Source organism: Streptomyces achromogenes (genome assembly GCF_030816715.1).
In the GTDB taxonomy this organism is placed as follows: domain Bacteria; phylum Actinomycetota; class Actinomycetes; order Streptomycetales; family Streptomycetaceae; genus Streptomyces; species Streptomyces achromogenes_A.
In genome coordinates this window covers 272701-289652 of the sequence record NZ_JAUSYH010000001.1, presented here as the reverse complement: position 1 = coordinate 289652, position 16952 = coordinate 272701, and the positions used below count along the sequence as shown (strand labels likewise).

The 16952-nt window shown below is 72.0% G+C and carries 5 protein-coding genes; 2 read left to right on the top strand and 3 right to left on the bottom strand.

Annotation, left to right across the window (positions count from 1 at the left end; genetic code table 11):
* Positions 1-55: 55 nt before the first annotated feature.
* The 3 genes from mpaM to QF032_RS01190 all read right to left on the bottom strand — a co-directional run bounded on the left by mpaM (position 56) and on the right by QF032_RS01190 (position 2849).
* A complete protein-coding gene (gene mpaM, locus QF032_RS01200; RefSeq protein WP_307054473.1) occupies positions 56-892 on the bottom strand; it encodes a daptide-type RiPP biosynthesis methyltransferase in 837 nt (278 codons plus the stop codon).
* A 93-nt stretch (positions 893-985) separates the two neighbouring features.
* Positions 986-1786 carry an SDR family NAD(P)-dependent oxidoreductase gene (locus QF032_RS01195; RefSeq protein ID WP_307039184.1) on the bottom strand — a complete coding sequence of 267 codons (801 nt, stop codon included), beginning with the start codon at positions 1784-1786 and terminating at the stop codon, positions 986-988.
* Entirely contained in the window at positions 1776-2849 is a 1074-nt protein-coding gene (locus tag QF032_RS01190; RefSeq protein ID WP_307039182.1) for a MupA/Atu3671 family FMN-dependent luciferase-like monooxygenase, read from the bottom strand. Before QF032_RS01190 ends, QF032_RS01195 begins: the two co-directional genes overlap by 11 nt.
* Positions 2850-3009: 160 nt before the next feature.
* Here QF032_RS01190 and QF032_RS01185 point away from each other — a divergent pair, with 160 nt between their 5' ends.
* Together QF032_RS01185 and QF032_RS01180 are read left to right on the top strand one after the other, a co-directional pair.
* The gene (locus QF032_RS01185; protein WP_307054470.1) at positions 3010-16569 is read left to right on the top strand and encodes an SDR family NAD(P)-dependent oxidoreductase; all 13560 of its coding nucleotides are present in this window, start codon (positions 3010-3012) and stop codon (positions 16567-16569) included.
* Positions 16505-16936, top strand: coding sequence for an acyl carrier protein (locus tag QF032_RS01180; RefSeq protein ID WP_307054468.1), 432 nt, complete (start codon positions 16505-16507; stop codon positions 16934-16936). Before QF032_RS01185 ends, QF032_RS01180 begins: the two co-directional genes overlap by 65 nt.
* The last annotated feature ends 16 nt before the right edge of the window (positions 16937-16952 follow it).

Sequence of the window (16952 nt, the reverse complement as noted above, 5' to 3'; positions counted from 1 at the left end):
GGGTCCCCGGAGCAGGCTCGTGGGCCGCGCCGGGGACCGTGGCAGCGTCGACGGTTCAGAGAGTGACCTCGAGGAGCAGTCGACGGCGCGCGCTGCTGCTGCTGGTGATCTGGTGACGGTTCACCAGCTCCCGCTGGGTGTTCAGCTTCAGGCCCTCGGCCGCCAGCTCCTTCTCCAGGGCGTCGAGCGGCGCCAGATGCGTCCAGGCGGTGTACAGGGCGGTGTCGACGACCTCGCCGTTCTGCAGGCGATTTGCGAGGATGCTGGTGGAGCGCAGGCCGTCCGGTTCGATCCGGTCGATGAAGGTGCACAGAACCGGCGAACGGTCGTCCTTCGTCGGGAACACCGAGGTGTACTCGAAGGCAGCGGGCGCGCTCTCGAACCCGGCGATGTCCAGCACGGTCAGCAGGAAGCGGCCGTCCTCGGCGAGGTGCTCGCGCACACAGCGGAACAGCTCCGCGCGCTGCTTCTGAGTGAGGTTCCACACGGCCGTCGCGCCGAGCACGATCAGGCCGAACCTGCTGTCCAGCGAGAAGTCCGTCATGTCGCCCTCGACGGTGCTCAGACGGCTCGCGTACTCCTGGTTCTCCGGCTCCCGCATCCGTTCGTCGAGGATCTCCAGCATCGACGGCGAGTTGTCGAGCCCGACCACCTCGAATCCGTTCGCGAGGAGCGGCAGGGTCAGCCGTCCGGAGCCGCAGCACAGCTCCAGCACCGGGCCTGGCCGCCCCTCGGCGGCGTTCAGCAGCTCCTCCACCTCGGCGTTGTCCCGCAGGGTGAACGAGTGGTAGAAGGCGGCACCCTCCGAGTCGTACATGCCGTGCTGGTGGATCTTCCCGGCGAACAGCCCCACCAGAGCCGCGGCGGTGCCCTTGAGCTGGTATTCGGTCATGCTTTCCTCCGGTCGCCCATCGTTGATCGAGACCCTAGGCCGGGGCTCTTACAGGCGGCTTGGGCCTCGCTTAAGCCGCCCCGGCCAGGGGATTCAGAGCCGGGAACGGGCCGGCAGCAGACGCGGATCCATGCTCAGCAGGACACCCCGGCTGCCCCCGTCGACGGGGAGTGAGACCCCGGTGGTCGAGCCCGCGGCCGGGCCGACGAGATAGCAGATCGCGGTGGCCACCTCCTCCGGTGTGACCAACCGCCCGTTCGGCTGCCGACCGCTGACCGCGGCGAAGGCGGCCTGGGGGTCGGGGGCGGCGTCCACGAGCCGGCGCACCCACGGTGTGTCGACCGGGGCCGGGGTCACACAGTTGACTCTGATGCCCTCGTGCAGGTGGTCGGCGGCCATGGCGGTGGTCAGGGCGAGTACCGCTCCCTTCGAGGAGCAGTACACCGCCGCGTTGGGCAGTCCGACGGTGGCACCCAGCGAGCACATGTTCACGACGGACGCGTGCTCCGAGCGCCGCAGATACGGCAGTGCGGCACGGGCGACCCGCACCATGCCGAACACATTGACGTCGAAGACCCGCTTCCACTCGTCGAGACCACCCGACTCCACGGTTCCCCGACCGAGGATGCCCGCGTTGTTCACCAGGATGTCCAGGCCGCCCAGCCGTTCGGCGGCCTCCGCCACGGCCGCGTCCACCGAGGTGTCGTCCGCGACGTCGCCGTACACCCCGATCAGCGGCTCGGGAACGGTCGGCCTGCCGTCCGCGTCGAGAGCGTTGAGGTCCAGACAGGCCACCGCCGCGCCCCGGGCCGCCAGCATGCGGGCGGTGGCCAGACCGATGCCCGAGGCACCGCCGGTCACCAAGGCCGTCAGACCGGTCAGTTCACCGCTCATCGCGGTCCTCCATGCGGTCGTCGGCACACCGCTCGCGCAGCGTGTTCAGGTGGTGCATGCCCTCCAGCACCCGGTCCTCGGGCACCCCGAAGTCGATCAGGCAGGCGACCTCGTCGACCCCCGCGGCGCGCAGCCCCCGCACGGTGTCCATGCCGTCCTCCACCGTGCCGAACAGCCCGCCGGTGTCGAAGTAGCGGTCGAAGGACCGCGCCACGAGGAACTCGCGGTCCTGCGGAGACAGCCGTTCCAGGTCGATCCCGCCGGGCAGTGCCGCCGCGGCCGTCTTCATGATCAGTCCGATCGAGCTGCGCAGGTAGTCGCCGAACGGCTCACGGACCTCCTCGCGGACCTTCTCGCGGTCCGTGCCCAGCAAGGTGTGCAGCATCAGCGCCACATGGCCGCGCGTCCCCGGGCCGTGCGCGGCCGCCAGTTCCGCGCGGTAGGCGGCGATGTTGCGCTCCAGATCGGGGATCTCCTGGCCGATCAGATGCGTCAGCACACCCGTGCCGAGCCGGCCGGCCGTACGGAACGTCTCGGCGGAGCCGGCGCTCGTCAACCACAACGGCATCTCCGGCTGTACCGGCGGCGGGAAGATCCGCACCTTCGACTCCTGGCCCGCGCCGTCCGGGAACGCCACCTCCTCCTGCGCCCACAGCCGGCGCAGCGTTTCCACGGTGCGCGTCAGGACCTCCTTGCGGTCCCTGTAGTTCTCCGGCCGCAGGACGAAGTCCATGGCGTGCCAGCCCGACGCCAGCGACACGCCCACCCGGCCGCGGGACAGGTTGTCCACCACGGACCACTCCTCCGCGATCCGCGCCGGATGGTGCAGTGGCGCGACGACACTGCCCGCTCGGATGGCTATCCGCTCCGTCGCCATCGCCAGCGCCGCGCCGGTGACGGCCGGGTTGGGATATTGGCCGCCGAATTCATGGAAATGGCGTTCCGGTGTCCACACCGCGGTGAATCCGTGGGTGTCCGCGAATTGCGCGGTGTCCAGCAGAAGACGGTAGCGGTCATGGGCCGCGGCCCCGTAGTCCGCGAAATAGAAGAGACTGAAGTCCACGAAACTCCTCCCACCTGGCGCGGCTGGTCCTGCAGGACCGTAGCCGCGACCTCGCCACGCAGGGAACTCGCCTTTAGAGCGCGCCAAGAAGACCTTTGGCGGAGGCGGTGACACTGACCCGACGATCTGTGATCGGCACCAGAGGGAGCAGTGAGCCACCGTGGCGAAGACGAGTTTTTCCGACGGTTTCCCGACGGATCAGGCGGGGCCGGCCGAGCAGGAGGCGATCGCAGTGGTCGGCCTCTCCTGCCGGCTCCCGCAGGCCCCCGATCCGGCCGCGCTCTGGAACCTTCTGCGGACCGGCCGCGACGCCATCAGCCCGCCACCGCCCGGCCGTTGGCAGGCCGACGCTCTCGGGGACCTAGCGCCGGACGCCGTCACCGGAGCCGCCCGCGGCGGTTTCCTCGACCAGGTCGACGCCTTCGACGCCGAGTTCTTCAGCATGTCCCCGCGCGAGGCCGCCGCTGTCGACCCGCAACAGCGGCTGGTCCTCGAACTCGCCTGGGAGGTCCTGGAGGACGCCGGGATCCTGCCCGCCGGCCTGGCCGGCAGCCGCACCGGCGTCTTCGTCGGCGCGATGCACGACGACTACGCCGCACTGCTCCAGCGCCGCGGAACCGGCGCCGTCACCCCGCACTCCGCGACCGGTCTGAACCGGGGAGTGCTAGCCAACCGGGTCTCCTACGCGCTCGGCCTGCACGGGCCCAGCCTGGCCGTCGACACGGCACAGTCCTCCGCGCTGGTCGCCGTCCATCTGGCCTGCGAGAGCCTGCGCCGCACCGAATGCGACCTCGCGATTGCGGGCGGCGTCAATCTCAACCTCACCCTGGCCGGCACAGTCGAGGCGTCCCGCTTCGGCGGCCTCTCCCCGAACGGACGCTGCGCCACCTTCGACGCCGACGCCGACGGCTACGTACGCGGCGAGGGCGGCGGCCTGGTCCTGCTCAAGCCGCTGGCCCGCGCCCTCGCCGACGGCGACGAGATCCACGGTGTCCTGCTGGGCAGCGCCGTGAACAACGACGGTGCCACTCCCGGACTGACGGTGCCCGACCAGGCGGCCCAGCAGCGCGTCGTGGAGGCTGCCCACCGGCGAGCCGGAATCCGCCCCGAGCACGTCCAGTACGTCGAACTGCACGGAACCGGCACCAGGGTCGGTGACCCGATCGAGGCAGCCGCTCTCGGTGCGGCCCTGGGCCGGGGCCGCCAGGTCCCGCTGGCGGTCGGTTCGGTCAAGACCAACGTCGGCCACCTCGAAGGCGCCGCGGGCATCGCCGGCCTGCTGAAGACACTCCTGAGCATCCGGCACCGCCAGCTGCCCCCCAGCCTCCATTTCCGCACCCCCAATCCGCGCATCCCGCTCACCGAACTCGGCCTCACCGTCAAGCGCGAGCTCAGCGACTGGCCCCGCCCGGACGCGCCCCTCGTCGCCGGCGTCAGCTCCTTCGGAATGGGCGGCACCAACTGCCATGTGGTGGTGTCGGAGGCACCCGCGCGGACGGAGGCGGCGCAGCGGAGCGACGTACACGAGCCCGACAGGGCGGCCCGTGACGGGCGCCCGGTGGTGTGGCCGCTGGCCGGACGCGGGCCCGAGGCGCTGCGGGAGCAGGCGGCCAGACTGCACGCGCGGCTTTCCGCCGAGGCCACAACGCCCCATCCAGCCGATGTCGGTTACTCCCTGGCCACCACCCGCACCCAGTTCGAGCACCGGGCCGCCGTGGTCGGCTCCGAGCCCGAGCGACTGCTCGGCGGCCTCGCGGCCCTGGCCCGCGGCGAGGCCGCACCCGGCACTGTCACCGGAACCACTGCCCACACCGGTGGTCTCGCCTACCTCTTCTCCGGACAGGGCAGCCAACGGGCAGGAGCGGGATCCGAGTTGTACCGCACCCATCCCGCCTTCACCGAAGCGCTCGACCGCGCCTGCGCCGTACTCGACCCGCACCTGGAACGCCCCCTCAAGGACGTGCTGTTCGCGCCCGAGGGCACCCCCGAGGCCGCCCTGCTGGACCGCACCGGCTACACCCAGCCCGCCCTGTTCGCCGTGGAGGTGGCGCTGTTCCGCCTGCTGGAGACCTGGGGTGTCACCCCCGGCCGCCTGCTCGGCCACTCGGTCGGCGAACTGGCCGCCGCCCACGTCTCCGGCGTGCTGGACCTGACTGACGCGGCGACTCTCGTGACCGCCCGCGGGCGGCTGATGGAGGCGCTGCCCGGCGGGGCCATGGCCGCGCTGGAAGCCTCGGAGCAGGAGGTACTGCCGCTGCTGGAGGGCCGGGACGGACAGGCCGGCATCGCCGCCGTCAACGGCCCGCGTGCCGTCGTCGTATCGGGCGATGAGACCGCCGTCGAGGAGGTCGCCGCAGCCGTGGCCGCACTCGGCCGCCGGACGCGACGGCTGCGCGTCAGCCACGCGTTCCACTCCCCGCACATGGACGCCATGCTGCAGGAGTTCCGCGCCGTCGCTGCCGGACTGACCTACGCCCCGCCGCGCATCCCCGTCGTCTCCGACGTCACGGGCCTGCCCGCGACCCCCGAGCAGCTGTGCTCGCCCGACTACTGGGTACGGCACGTACGATCCGCGGTGCGCTTCGAGGCCGGCATCGCTACGCTCCTAGAGGGCGGCACCACCGCCTTCCTGGAGATCGGTCCCGACGGTGTCCTCACCGCCATGGGCCGCGAGTGCCTGCGGGGCCGACAGGCCGTCCTGCTGCCGACCATGCGCCGGTCGTCCGCGTCCGAGCCGGAGGCCCTGCTCACCGCGCTCGCCGGACTTCACGTCCACGGCCACGCGCCGGACTGGGAGAACCTGTTCGAGGGCACGGGTGCCCGGCGCGTCCCCTTGCCGGGCTACGCCTTTCAGCGTCGGCGGCACTGGTACGGTGACGACGAGGCCCCTCCGCTCGGGCAGCCCGCCCAAGGCGAGAACGTGGCGCCGTTGCCCGCCCCGGAGCCGACGCGGGCCGATCCGGCCGCCGGGCAGGATCATGCCGACTCCGCTTCCGAGGCGTCGGCAGGGTCCCGGACCGATGCTGCGGACCAGGAGCGCGCCATGCTCGATCTGGTGTGCTCCTGCGCTGCCATCGTCCTCGGCCACGGCACGGCCGCCTCCGTCGACCCCACCCGGCCGTTCCGGGACCTCGGTTTCGACTCGCTGCTCGCAGTCGAGCTCCGGGACCGGTTGAGCGAGGCCACCGGCCTCACCCTGGAGTCCGGGCTGCTGTTCAACCACCCCACGCCTGCCGAACTGGCCCGCCGGCTGACGCAGTATCTGTCGGACCCCGCCGACCCGGCCGACTCGCACGGAGCCGAACCGGACACGGCCACGATCACGGCGGCCACGAACGATCCTGTGGTCATCGTCGGAATCGGCTGCCGCCTCCCCGGCGGCGTGCACGGCCCCGAGGACCTGTGGCGGCTGGTCGCCGACGGCCGGGATGCCATCGGCTCCTTTCCCACCGACCGGGGCTGGGACCTGGGCGGCCTCCACGACCCCGACCCCGAGCGCCCCGGCACCACCTACACAAGGGCTGGCGGCTTCCTGGCCGAGGCAGGCCACTTCGACGCCGCGTTCTTCGGCATCTCGCCCCGCGAGGCCACAGCCATGGATCCCCAGCAACGGCTGCTGCTGGAAACCGCGTGGGAGTCGCTCGAACGCGCGGGCATCGTCCCCGAGAAGCTGCGTGGCACCCGCACTGGCGTGTTCGTCGGCGGAACCGCCCTGGACTACGGCCCCCGCCTGCACGAGGCGGACCAGGAAGCGGGCGGCTACCTGCTGACCGGCAGCACCGCCAGCGTGATGTCCGGCCGTATCGCGTACACGTTCGGTCTGGAGGGCCCGGCGGTGACGGTGGACACGGCGTGCTCGTCGTCCCTCGTCGCGATCCACCTGGCGGTGCAGGCGTTGCGGCGCGGTGAGTGCGCTCTCGCCCTCGCCGGCGGTGTGACGGTGATGGCTACACCGGGCATGTTCGTGGAGTTCAGCCGCCAGCGCGGGCTTGCCCCGGACGGCCGCTGCAAGGCGTTCGCGGCGGGCGCGGACGGCACGGCATGGGCCGAGGGGGCAGGGCTCCTGGTCCTGGAGCGGTTGTCGGATGCGCGGCGCAATGGTCATCGGGTGTTGGCGGTGATTCGGGGGAGTGCGGTCAATCAGGATGGTGCGTCGAACGGGTTGACGGCGCCGAACGGTCCGGCTCAGCAGCGGGTGATCCGGCAGGCGTTGGCGGACGCGGGTGTGTCGGCGGCCGAGGTGGACGTGGTGGAGGCGCATGGTACGGGAACGAGGTTGGGTGATCCGATCGAGGCGGAGGCGCTGATCGCGACGTATGGTGCGGCGCGGTCGGCGGATCGGCCGTTGTGGCTGGGTTCGTTGAAGTCGAACATCGGGCATGCGCAGGCGGCTGCGGGTGTCGGTGGTGTGATCAAGATGGTGGAGGCGGTCCGTCGGGGTGAGCTGCCGCGGACGTTGCATGCGGATGAGCCTTCGCCGCATGTGGACTGGTCGGCGGGCACGGTCCAACTGCTGACCGAGTCCCGGGAGTGGGTTTCGGACGGTCCGCGCAGGGCCGGGGTGTCCTCGTTCGGGATCAGCGGCACCAACGCCCACTTGATCCTCGAACAAGCTCCGGACGCCGAACGATCCGCTCTTGCGGACCCGCCCGCCGGCGCCCTGCTGCCCTGGGTGCTTTCCGCGCGGAGCGCCGACGCGCTGCGCGAGCAGGCCCGTCGGCTTGCCGACCGGTTGCCTCTTCTGTCGGCTGGGGCAGGTCTCGCCGACATCGGACACGCCCTGTTGACCACCCGGGCCGCTTTCGACCACCGCGCGGTGGTCGTCGCGGGTGGGACGGACGACTTCCTTGCCGCACTGCGTGCTCTGGCTGAGGGCCGGCGGGTGCCGGGTGTGGTGGCGGGGAGTGTGGTGGGGGCTGCTCGTACGGCGTTTGTGTTCACCGGTCAGGGTGCTCAGCGGGTGGGGATGGGGCGGGAGTTGTATGGGTCGTTCCCGGTGTTCGCGGCGGCGTTGGATGAGGTGTGCGGGTTTGTGGATCCGCTGTTGGGGCGGTCGTTGCGGGAGGTGATGTTCGAGGGTCCGGGTGAGGTGCTGGATCGGACGGAGGTGACGCAGCCGGCGTTGTTCGCGTTCGAGGTGGCGTTGTTCCGGCTGGTGGAGTCCTTCGGGGTGCGGCCGGATGCGGTGGTGGGGCATTCGGTGGGGGAGTTGGCTGCGGCGTGTGTGGCGGGTGTGGTGTCGCTGGCGGATGCGTGCGCGGTGGTCGTGGCTCGTGGCCGGCTGATGGGCGCGGCGCGTGCCGACGGGGCCATGGTCGCGGTGGAGGCGCCGGAGGCGGAGGTCGTGGCCGTCCTCGGCGAGGGGGTGTCGATCGCGGGGGTCAACGGCCCGGCGGCGGTGGTGATTTCGGGGGACGAGGCGGCGGTGCTGGCGGCCGCTGAGGCGTTGGAGGGGCGGGGGTATCGCACGCGTCGGCTGCGGGTCAGCCATGCGTTCCACTCCGCCCACATGGACGGTGTGCTGGAGGAGTTCGCCGCGGTGGTGCGCCGGGTGACGTGGGGGCGACCCTCGTTGGTGGTGGCGTCGACGCTGTCGGGGCGGGTGGATGCGGGGCAGTGGTCGGATCCGGAGTACTGGGTGCGGCAGATCCGTGAACCGGTCCGATTCCTCGACGGTATCCGGGCGTTGGAGGCCGAGGGCGTCACGGCTTATCTGGAGTTGGGTCCGGACGCGGCGCTGACCGGGGCGGTCCCGGCCTGCCTGACGGACCCGGAGTCGGAAACGCCGGCGGTGGCTGCTGTGCGCCGTGACCGCGGCGAAACGGCCACGGTGTTCGCCGCGCTGGCGGTATTGCACACCCACGGCGTGACCGTCGACTGGTCGCCGCTGCTCGCCGGTGCGCGTGTCGTGGATGTTCCGACGTATGCCTTCCAGCGGCGTCGATATTGGCTGGCTGCCTCCCATGGGGTCGGCGGTGCCGACCGGTTCGGGCTCCATGCCACCGGTCACCCCCTCCTCGGCGCCGCCGTCGAACCGGCCGAGGACGGAGGCCTGTTGCTGACGGGCCGGCTCGATCTCGGTACGCATGGCTGGCTGGCCGACCACACCATCGCCGGTGCCGTGCTGCTGCCCGGGACCGTTTTCCTGGAGTTCGCGCTGGCCGCGGCCGACCACGCGGGCTGTGACAGCGTGGCCGAGCTGACCATCGAGAGCCCGCTGGTGATGCCCGACCGTGCTGCCGTGCGTCTCCAGGCCGCTGTGAGCCGGCCCGACGCGGAGGGCCGTCGCACCTTCGGCGTGTACTCCGCCACCGGGTCCGGCGAGTGGACCCGGCACGCCACGGGCATGCTGGACACCGCGCGACCCGCCGTGGTCACCGGGCTCACCGACTGGCCGCCGCCCGGCGCGACCCCCGTACCGACGGATCGCGCCTACGACGAACTGGAGTCGCGCGGATACTCGTACGGCCCGGCGTTCCAGGGCCTGCACGCGCTGTGGCGACAGGGTGAGGAGCTGTACGCGGAGGTACGTCTGCCCGCTGGTCCGGACGGTGAGGCGGGGCGGCTCGGCATCCACCCCGCGCTCCTCGACGCCGCGCTGCATCCCGTCGTACTGACCCAGCCCGAGGACAGGATGCTGCTCCCCTTCTCCTGGAACGGCGTGCGGCTGCACGCGACCGGGGCCACAGCCCTACGGGTGCGCTGGTCGCCGGCCGGAGCGGACACCGTGTCCCTCGCCGCGGCCGACAGCACCGGCGCGCCGGTGCTGAGCATCGACTCGCTGGTGCTGCGCCCCTCGACACCGGTCCGCCGCCGGACCGCGGGCGTCGACGACTCACTGCACCGTGTTCTCTGGTCGCCGGTGTCCACGGGGCAGCCACAGACCGGCGGCTGGGTCGTTGTGGAAGCCGAAGCCGAAGCCGAAGCCGAAGCCGAAGCCGAAGCCGAAGCCGAAGCCGAAGCCGAAGCCGAAGCCGAAGCCGAAGCCGGGGCCGAAGCCGGACGATGCGGTGAGCGGCCCGCCGGGGCCGTGCTGGTGCCGGACCTGCCCAGGTGTGACGGGCTCGGTGCGCTGATCGCCGACGGAGGACCGGTGCCGGACACGGTGGTCGTCGTGTGCGGACCGGTCGGCGGCGAGGAACCGGCGGCCGACGCGGCCCTCGGTGTGGGCCGGGTGCTGGAACTGGTCCAGGACTGGCTGGCCGAGGAGCGGTTCGCCAATGCCCGGCTCGTCGTTGTGACGCGGGGCGCGATCGGTGCCGTGTCCGAGGACACTGTCCCCGATCCGGCGGGCGCCGCGCTGTGGGGCCTGCTGCGCACGGCGCAGACGGAACACCCAGGTCGGTTCGTCCTAGTGGACGTCGACGACACGAACGCGTCGGCAGAGGCCCTGACCGCTGCCCTGGCGGGCGGCGAGCCGCAGCTTGCGATACGTGCCGGCGTGCCCCACGCGCCCCGCCTGACCACCGCCCGCGCCGGCGGCGAACCGATGGAGTTCGACAGTAACGGCACGGTGCTGATCACCGGCGGTACGGGTGGGCTGGGCGCGCTGTTCGCCCGGCATCTGGTCGCCGAGCGGGGCGTACGGCGTCTGCTGTTGACCAGTCGCCGGGGGTTGGAGGCTCCTGGGGCGGAGGAACTGGCCGCGCAGTTGCGTGCGTCGGGTGCCGAGGTGACCGTCGCCGCATGTGACGTGGCGGACCGGGCGGCGCTGGCAGCGCTGTTGGAGACGGTCCCCGCCGAGCATCCGCTGACCGCGGTCGTGCACGCGGCCGGCGTCCTCGACGACGGAACCCTGGAGACGCTGACCCCTGAACGCTGTGCCGCCGTCCTGCGGCCCAAGGCGGACGCCGCCTGGAACCTCCACCTGCTGACCCAGGACAGTCCGCTCACCGCCTTCATCCTGTTCTCTTCGATCGTCGGCCAGATCGGAAACGCAGGCCAGGCCAACTACGCCGCCGCCAACACCTTCCTGGACGCGCTCGCCCACCACCGACGGGGCCTGGGACTGCCCGGCGTCTCCCTGGCGTGGAGTCTGTGGAACAGCGCCGAGGGCATGGGCGCGAGCCTGACGGAAACCGAACTGTCCCGCTGGCGCCGGAACGGGCTGGAACCGCTCGACGTCGAGCTGGGGCTCGCCCTGTTCGACGCGGCGCTCGCCGCCGACCAGGCGCTGCTCGTGCCCGCACGGCTGGACACGGTGGCGATGCGCGCCCGGTTCGAGGCCGGACTCCTCCCCTCGATGCTCCGGCCGACGGTCCGCCGGGCGGCCCGGCCGCAGGTCGGCAACACGACTTCCGGCGAGCGCTCCTGGCTCCGGCGGCTCGCCGCCCTCGAGGCGGACGAACGCCGGAGAAATGCAAAGGAGTTGGTGCTTTCCACGGTGGCCTCTGTGCTCGGCCACGGGGACCAGCAGACCGTCGACGCCCAACTCTCCTTCCGTGAACTCGGATTCGACTCGCTCACCGGTGTCGAACTGCGCAACCGCCTGAACTCCCTCGCGGGCACACGGCTCCCAGCAACCGTGGTTTTCGACCACCCCACGCCCGACGCACTGGTCGAACTGCTGCTCGACCTCATCCCGGGAACGACACCGTCCGGCGCCGGGGAGGAGACCACCTCCCCTGTCGTCTCCGACGACGAACCGATCGCCGTCATCGGCATGGCCTGCCACTATCCCGGAGGCGTCGACAGCCCCGAGGACCTGTGGCGGCTGGTCGCAGACGGCCGGGACGCGATCACCGGGTTCCCGACCAACCGCGGCTGGGACCTGGACTCCCTCCATGACCCGGACCCCGAGCACGCCGGCACCACGTACTGCCGCCAGGGCGGTTTCCTGCACGACGCCGACCGCTTCGACGCCGAGTTCTTCGCCATCTCCCCGCGTGAGGCCGTACCGATCGACCCCCAGCAGCGGCTGCTGCTGGAAACCGTCTGGGAGAGCCTGGAGCACGCCCGGCTCGACCCCGGCACCCTTCGCGGCAGCCGCACCGGCGTCTTCGTCGGCGCCATGTACAGCGACTACGGGTCGCGCATCGCCAAGGCACCCGAGGAGTACGAGGGCTACCTGCTCACCGGTAGCACCGGGAGCGTGATCTCCGGCCGTATCGCGTACACCTTCGGTCTGGAGGGCCCGGCGGTGACGGTGGACACGGCGTGCTCGTCCTCGCTCGTGGCCCTCCATCTGGCTGCGCAGGCGCTCCGGCGCGGTGAGTGCACCCTCGCCCTCGCCGGTGGTGTGACGGTGATGGCCACCCCCAACACCTTCGTGGAGTTCAGCCGCCAGCGGGCACTCTCCCCCGACGGCCGCTGCCGCTCCTTCGCCGCCGGCGCCAACGGCACTACCTGGAGCGAAGGCGTCGGCGTGCTCCTGGTCGAGCGGTTGTCGGATGCGCGGCGCAATGGTCATCGGGTGTTGGCGGTGATTCGGGGGAGTGCGGTCAATCAGGATGGTGCGTCGAACGGGTTGACGGCGCCGAACGGTCCGGCTCAGCAGCGGGTGATTCGGCAGGCGTTGGCGGATGCGGGTGTGTCGGCGGCCGAGGTGGATGTGGTGGAGGCGCATGGTACGGGAACGAGGTTGGGTGATCCGATCGAGGCGGAGGCGCTGATCGCGACGTATGGTGCGGCGCGGTCGGCGGATCGGCCTTTGTGGCTGGGTTCGTTGAAGTCGAACATCGGGCATGCGCAGGCGGCTGCGGGTGTCGGTGGTGTGATCAAGATGGTGGAGGCGGTCCGTCGGGGTGAGCTGCCGCGGACGTTGCATGTGGATGAGCCTTCGCCGCATGTGGACTGGTCGGCGGGTACGGTCCGGCTGTTGGCCGAGTCCCGGGAGTGGGTTTCGGACGGTCCGCGCAGGGCCGGGGTGTCCTCGTTCGGGATCAGCGGCACCAACGCCCATGTCATCGTCGAGGAAGCCGAGCCCGTGGAGCCCACCCCCGCACCGGCTCCGACACCGGGCGCCGTACGTCCGCTCGTTCTCCAGGCCCGTACACCTGCCGCACTGCGTGCCCAGAGCGGCCGACTCCGCCAGGCTCTCAGCGCCGACGCCGGCCTCGATCCGGCGGACGTGGCACTCTCCCTGCTGACCACCCGCGTCCCGATGAAGCACCGAGCTGTTGTCCTCGGCGCGGATCGTGACGAGCTTCTCCGTGGCCTTGAGGCTGTTGCCGAGGGGCGGGATGTGCCTGGTGTGGTTCATGGGGAGGCCGTTGCCAGGGGGCGGACGGCGTTTGTGTTCACCGGTCAGGGTGCTCAGCGGGTGGGGATGGGGCGGGAGTTGTATGGGTCGTTCCCGGTGTTCGCGGCGGCGTTGGATGAGGTGTGCGGGTTTGTGGATCCGCTGTTGGGGCGGTCGTTGCGGGAGGTGATGTTCGAGGGTCCGGGTGAGGTGCTGGATCGGACGGAGGTGACGCAGCCGGCGTTGTTCGCGTTCGAGGTGGCGTTGTTCCGGCTGGTGGAGTCCTTCGGGGTGCGGCCGGATGCGGTGGTGGGGCATTCGGTGGGGGAGTTGGCTGCGGCGTGTGTGGCGGGTGTGGTGTCGCTGGCGGATGCCTGTGCGGTGGTGGCGGCTCGTGGCCGGCTGATGGGCGCGGCGCGTGCCGACGGGGCCATGGTCGCGGTGGAGGCGCCGGAGGCGGAGGTCGTGGCCGTCCTCGGCGAGGGGGTGTCGATCGCGGGGGTCAACGGCCCGGCGGCGGTGGTGATTTCGGGGGACGAGGCGGCGGTGCTGGCGGCCGCTGAGGCGTTGGAGGGGCGGGGGTGTCGCACGCGTCGGTTGCGGGTCAGTCATGCGTTCCACTCCGCCCACATGGACGGTGTGCTGGAGGAGTTCGCCGCTGTGGTGCGCCGGGTGACGTGGGGGCGACCCTCGTTGGTGGTGGCGTCGACGCTGTCGGGGCGGGTGGATGCGGGGCAGTGGTCGGATCCGGAGTACTGGGTGCGGCAGATCCGTGAGCCGGTCCGATTCCTCGACGGTATCCGGGCGTTGGAGGCCGAGGGCGTCACCGCCTACCTGGAGTTGGGTCCGGACGCGGCGCTGACCGGAGCGGTATTGAGCAGTACGGAGGCGGGGACGCTGGCCGTGGCTGCGGCCCGTCGGGACCGGGACGAGGCGTCGACGGTATGTGGCGCGTTGGCCACGCTGCACACGCACGGTGTGGACGTGGACTGGTCGGTGCAGCTGGCTGGTGCCCGGGTGGTTGATGTGCCGACGTACGCATTCCAGCGGCGTCGTTACTGGCTGGATGCCTCCGCGCAGGCCGGCGGGGCCGACCGGTTCGGGCTCGATACCACAGGCCACCCCCTCCTCGGCGCCGCTGTCGCGCTGGCGGCTCGGCAGGAGCTGGTGCTGACCGGGCGGCTGTCGGTGGCGGCGCAGCCGTGGCTGGCCGACCATGCCGTGGGTGGCGCGGTGCTGCTGCCCGGCGCGGCCCTGCTCGACCTGGCGCTGCACGCGGCCGTCTCGAGCGGGTGCTCGTCCGTCGAGGAACTGGAGTTGGAGGCCCCGCTGGTCCTGCCGGAACAGGGTGCTGTGGACGTGCAGTTGATCGTCGGTCAGCCGAAGGACTCGGGGCGGCGGCCGCTGGGAGTGCACTCCCGGCCCGGCGACGCCGAGCCAGACGCCCCCTGGACCACGAACGCGACGGGTGTTCTCAGCCCCGTACCGGCTCCGCCGCCCGCCGATCCGGTCGCGGCCGGAGTCTGGCCGCCGCCGGACGCGGTCCCCGTGGCGCTCGACAAGGTCTACCCCCGGCTGTCCGAACTCGGGTACGCCTACGGGCCCGCCTTCCAGACACTTCAGGCGCTGTGGCGGCTCGGCGACGACCTGCTGGCCGAGGTCCGGCTCCCGGAGGCCGCTCCGTCGGCCGACGGACACACGGTTCACCCCGCTCTGCTGGACGGTGCCCTGCACCCGCTGTTGCTCGATCTGTTCGACGAGACGTCCGACCGGCCCGGGAGTGTATGGCTGCCCTTCGGCCTGCGCGGTGTCTCACACCGTGCCCGGGCGGAGGGAGGGAGCGTACGGGTCCGGCTGGGCCGGGTCGGCGTGGACGAAGTGTCCGTCACCCTGACCGACGCCGCGGGCGCCGTTCTGCTGACCGTGGCCTCGCTCACCCTGCGGAAGGTCGCGGCCGACCGGCTCGCCGACACGGCCGTGCGTGGCATGCTGTTCGGCGTCGAGTGGACCACTCCGCCCGCCAGTGCCTTCGAGGCTCCCGGCACGCCGGAACCGGCGCGCCCCTGGGCGGTCGTAGGTCCCCTGCCCGAGCCGCGCGACGCCGGCGCCCCGGTTCGGCGCCACGAGGACCTCGAGTCGCTGCTGGCCTCGATCGCAGCGGGCGCCCCGGCTCCCGGCATGGTCCTGCTGTCGGCCGGACCGGCGCCCGACGAACCGGATGTCCCGGCGGCGGCCGGAGCGGCACTCGCCGACACCCTCGCGCTGGTGCAGCGGTGGCTCGCCGAGCCGGCCACGGCGGACAGCCGCCTGGTCCTGGTCACCCGGTCGGCGGTCGCCACCCGTGATGGCGAGGTTCCGGACCCGGCCACCGCGGCAATGTGGGGGCTGGTGCGCAGCGCGCAGGCCGAGGAACCCGGCCGGTTCCTGCTGCTGGACACGGACGGGGCGGAGCTGCCCGGCCGTACCGTGGCCGCGGCCCTGGCGGCGGGCGAACCCCAGCTCGCGGTGCGCGGCGGTACCGTCCGGGTCCCGCGGCTCACCCGGACCGCCGCGCCGGCCGAGCAGGCCCCGGCGGAGTGGGGCGGCGACGGCACGGTGCTGGTCACCGGCGGTACCGGTGGGCTGGGCGCGTTGTTCGCTCGGTATCTGGTCGCCGAGTACGGCGTACGGCGTCTGCTGTTGACCAGTCGCCGGGGGTTGGAGGCTCCGGGAGCGGCAGAACTGGCTGCGGAGTTGCGCGGGTCGGGTGCCGAGGTGACTGTCGCCGCGTGTGATGTGGCGGACCGGGCGGCCCTGACGGACCTGCTCGCGGGCATCCCCGCCGAGCAACCGCTGACCGCCGTCGTACATGCGGCTGGCGTCCTCGACGATGCGACCGTCGCCACCATGACCACCCGGCAGTTGCACACCGTCCTGTCCGCCAAGGTGGACGCCGCCTGGAACCTCCACCTGCTGACCCAGGACATCCCGCTCACCGCCTTCGTCCTGTTCTCCTCCGTCGCCGGCACCCTCGGTACCGCAGGGCAGGGCAACTACGCGGCGGGCAACGCCTTCCTGGACGCGCTCGCCCAGTACCGCCGGGCGAGCGGCCGGCCGGCCGTGTCCCTCGCCTGGGGCTTGTTGGGAACGGGAGAGCGGCATGGGCGGCGCACTCGACGCGGGCGCGCTGGCCAGGCTCAAGCGGTCCGGCATCGCCGGCATCGGCGACGCCCAGGGCCTGCGGCTGTTCGACACCGCGCTGGCCCTCGACCGGCCCGTGCTGGCGCCGGTGCACCTGAACCTGGCCGCGTTGCAGGCCTCCGGGGAGGAACCGCCAGCCCTGCTGTCCGGCCTGGTGCGCGCCACCCGGCACCCGGCGCGGGAGACCACCCGGGCCGGGTCCACCGACGAAGCGTTCGCCGACCGGCTGCGCCGCCTCCCGGAGCAGGACCGCCACCCGGCCGCACGGGATCTGGTCCGCGCCGAACTGGCCCGCGTGCTGGGCTTCGAGACGGCCGACGGCATCGACACCGAGCGGGGCTTCCTCGACATGGGCGTTGACTCGCTGACCGCTGTCGAACTACGGCGTCGGCTCGGCACGCTCACCGGACTGCAACTGCGGACCACCGCCGTCTTCGACCACCCCACCGTCACGAGTCTGGCCGATCACCTGCTCGCCGAACTGCTCCCGGACGGCACCGACCGCACATGGACGGCCGCGTTCGAACGCTGGGAGACCGAGCTGGCCGAGTTGGCCGCGGACCCGGAGACCCGCAGCGAGGTCGTGGTGAGACTCCAGCAGTTCCTGGGCAGGCTGCGCGGGCCGGAGCACGAGCCCGACTGCGGCCCGGTCCCCGACGCGATCGACGACGCCAGCGACGAGGAGCTGTTTCGCCTGCTCGACGGCACCCTCGAAACCCCCGAATGACCAGGTGGTGGTCGCG

Excerpts from the sequence above, each read along its gene's own strand:
- mpaM (WP_307054473.1), bottom strand. The coding sequence starts at position 892 with ATGACCGAATACCAGCTCAAGGGCACCGCCGCGGCTCTGGTGGGGCTG.
- QF032_RS01195 (WP_307039184.1), bottom strand. The coding sequence starts at position 1,786 with ATGAGCGGTGAACTGACCGGTCTGACGGCCTTGGTGACCGGCGGTGCC.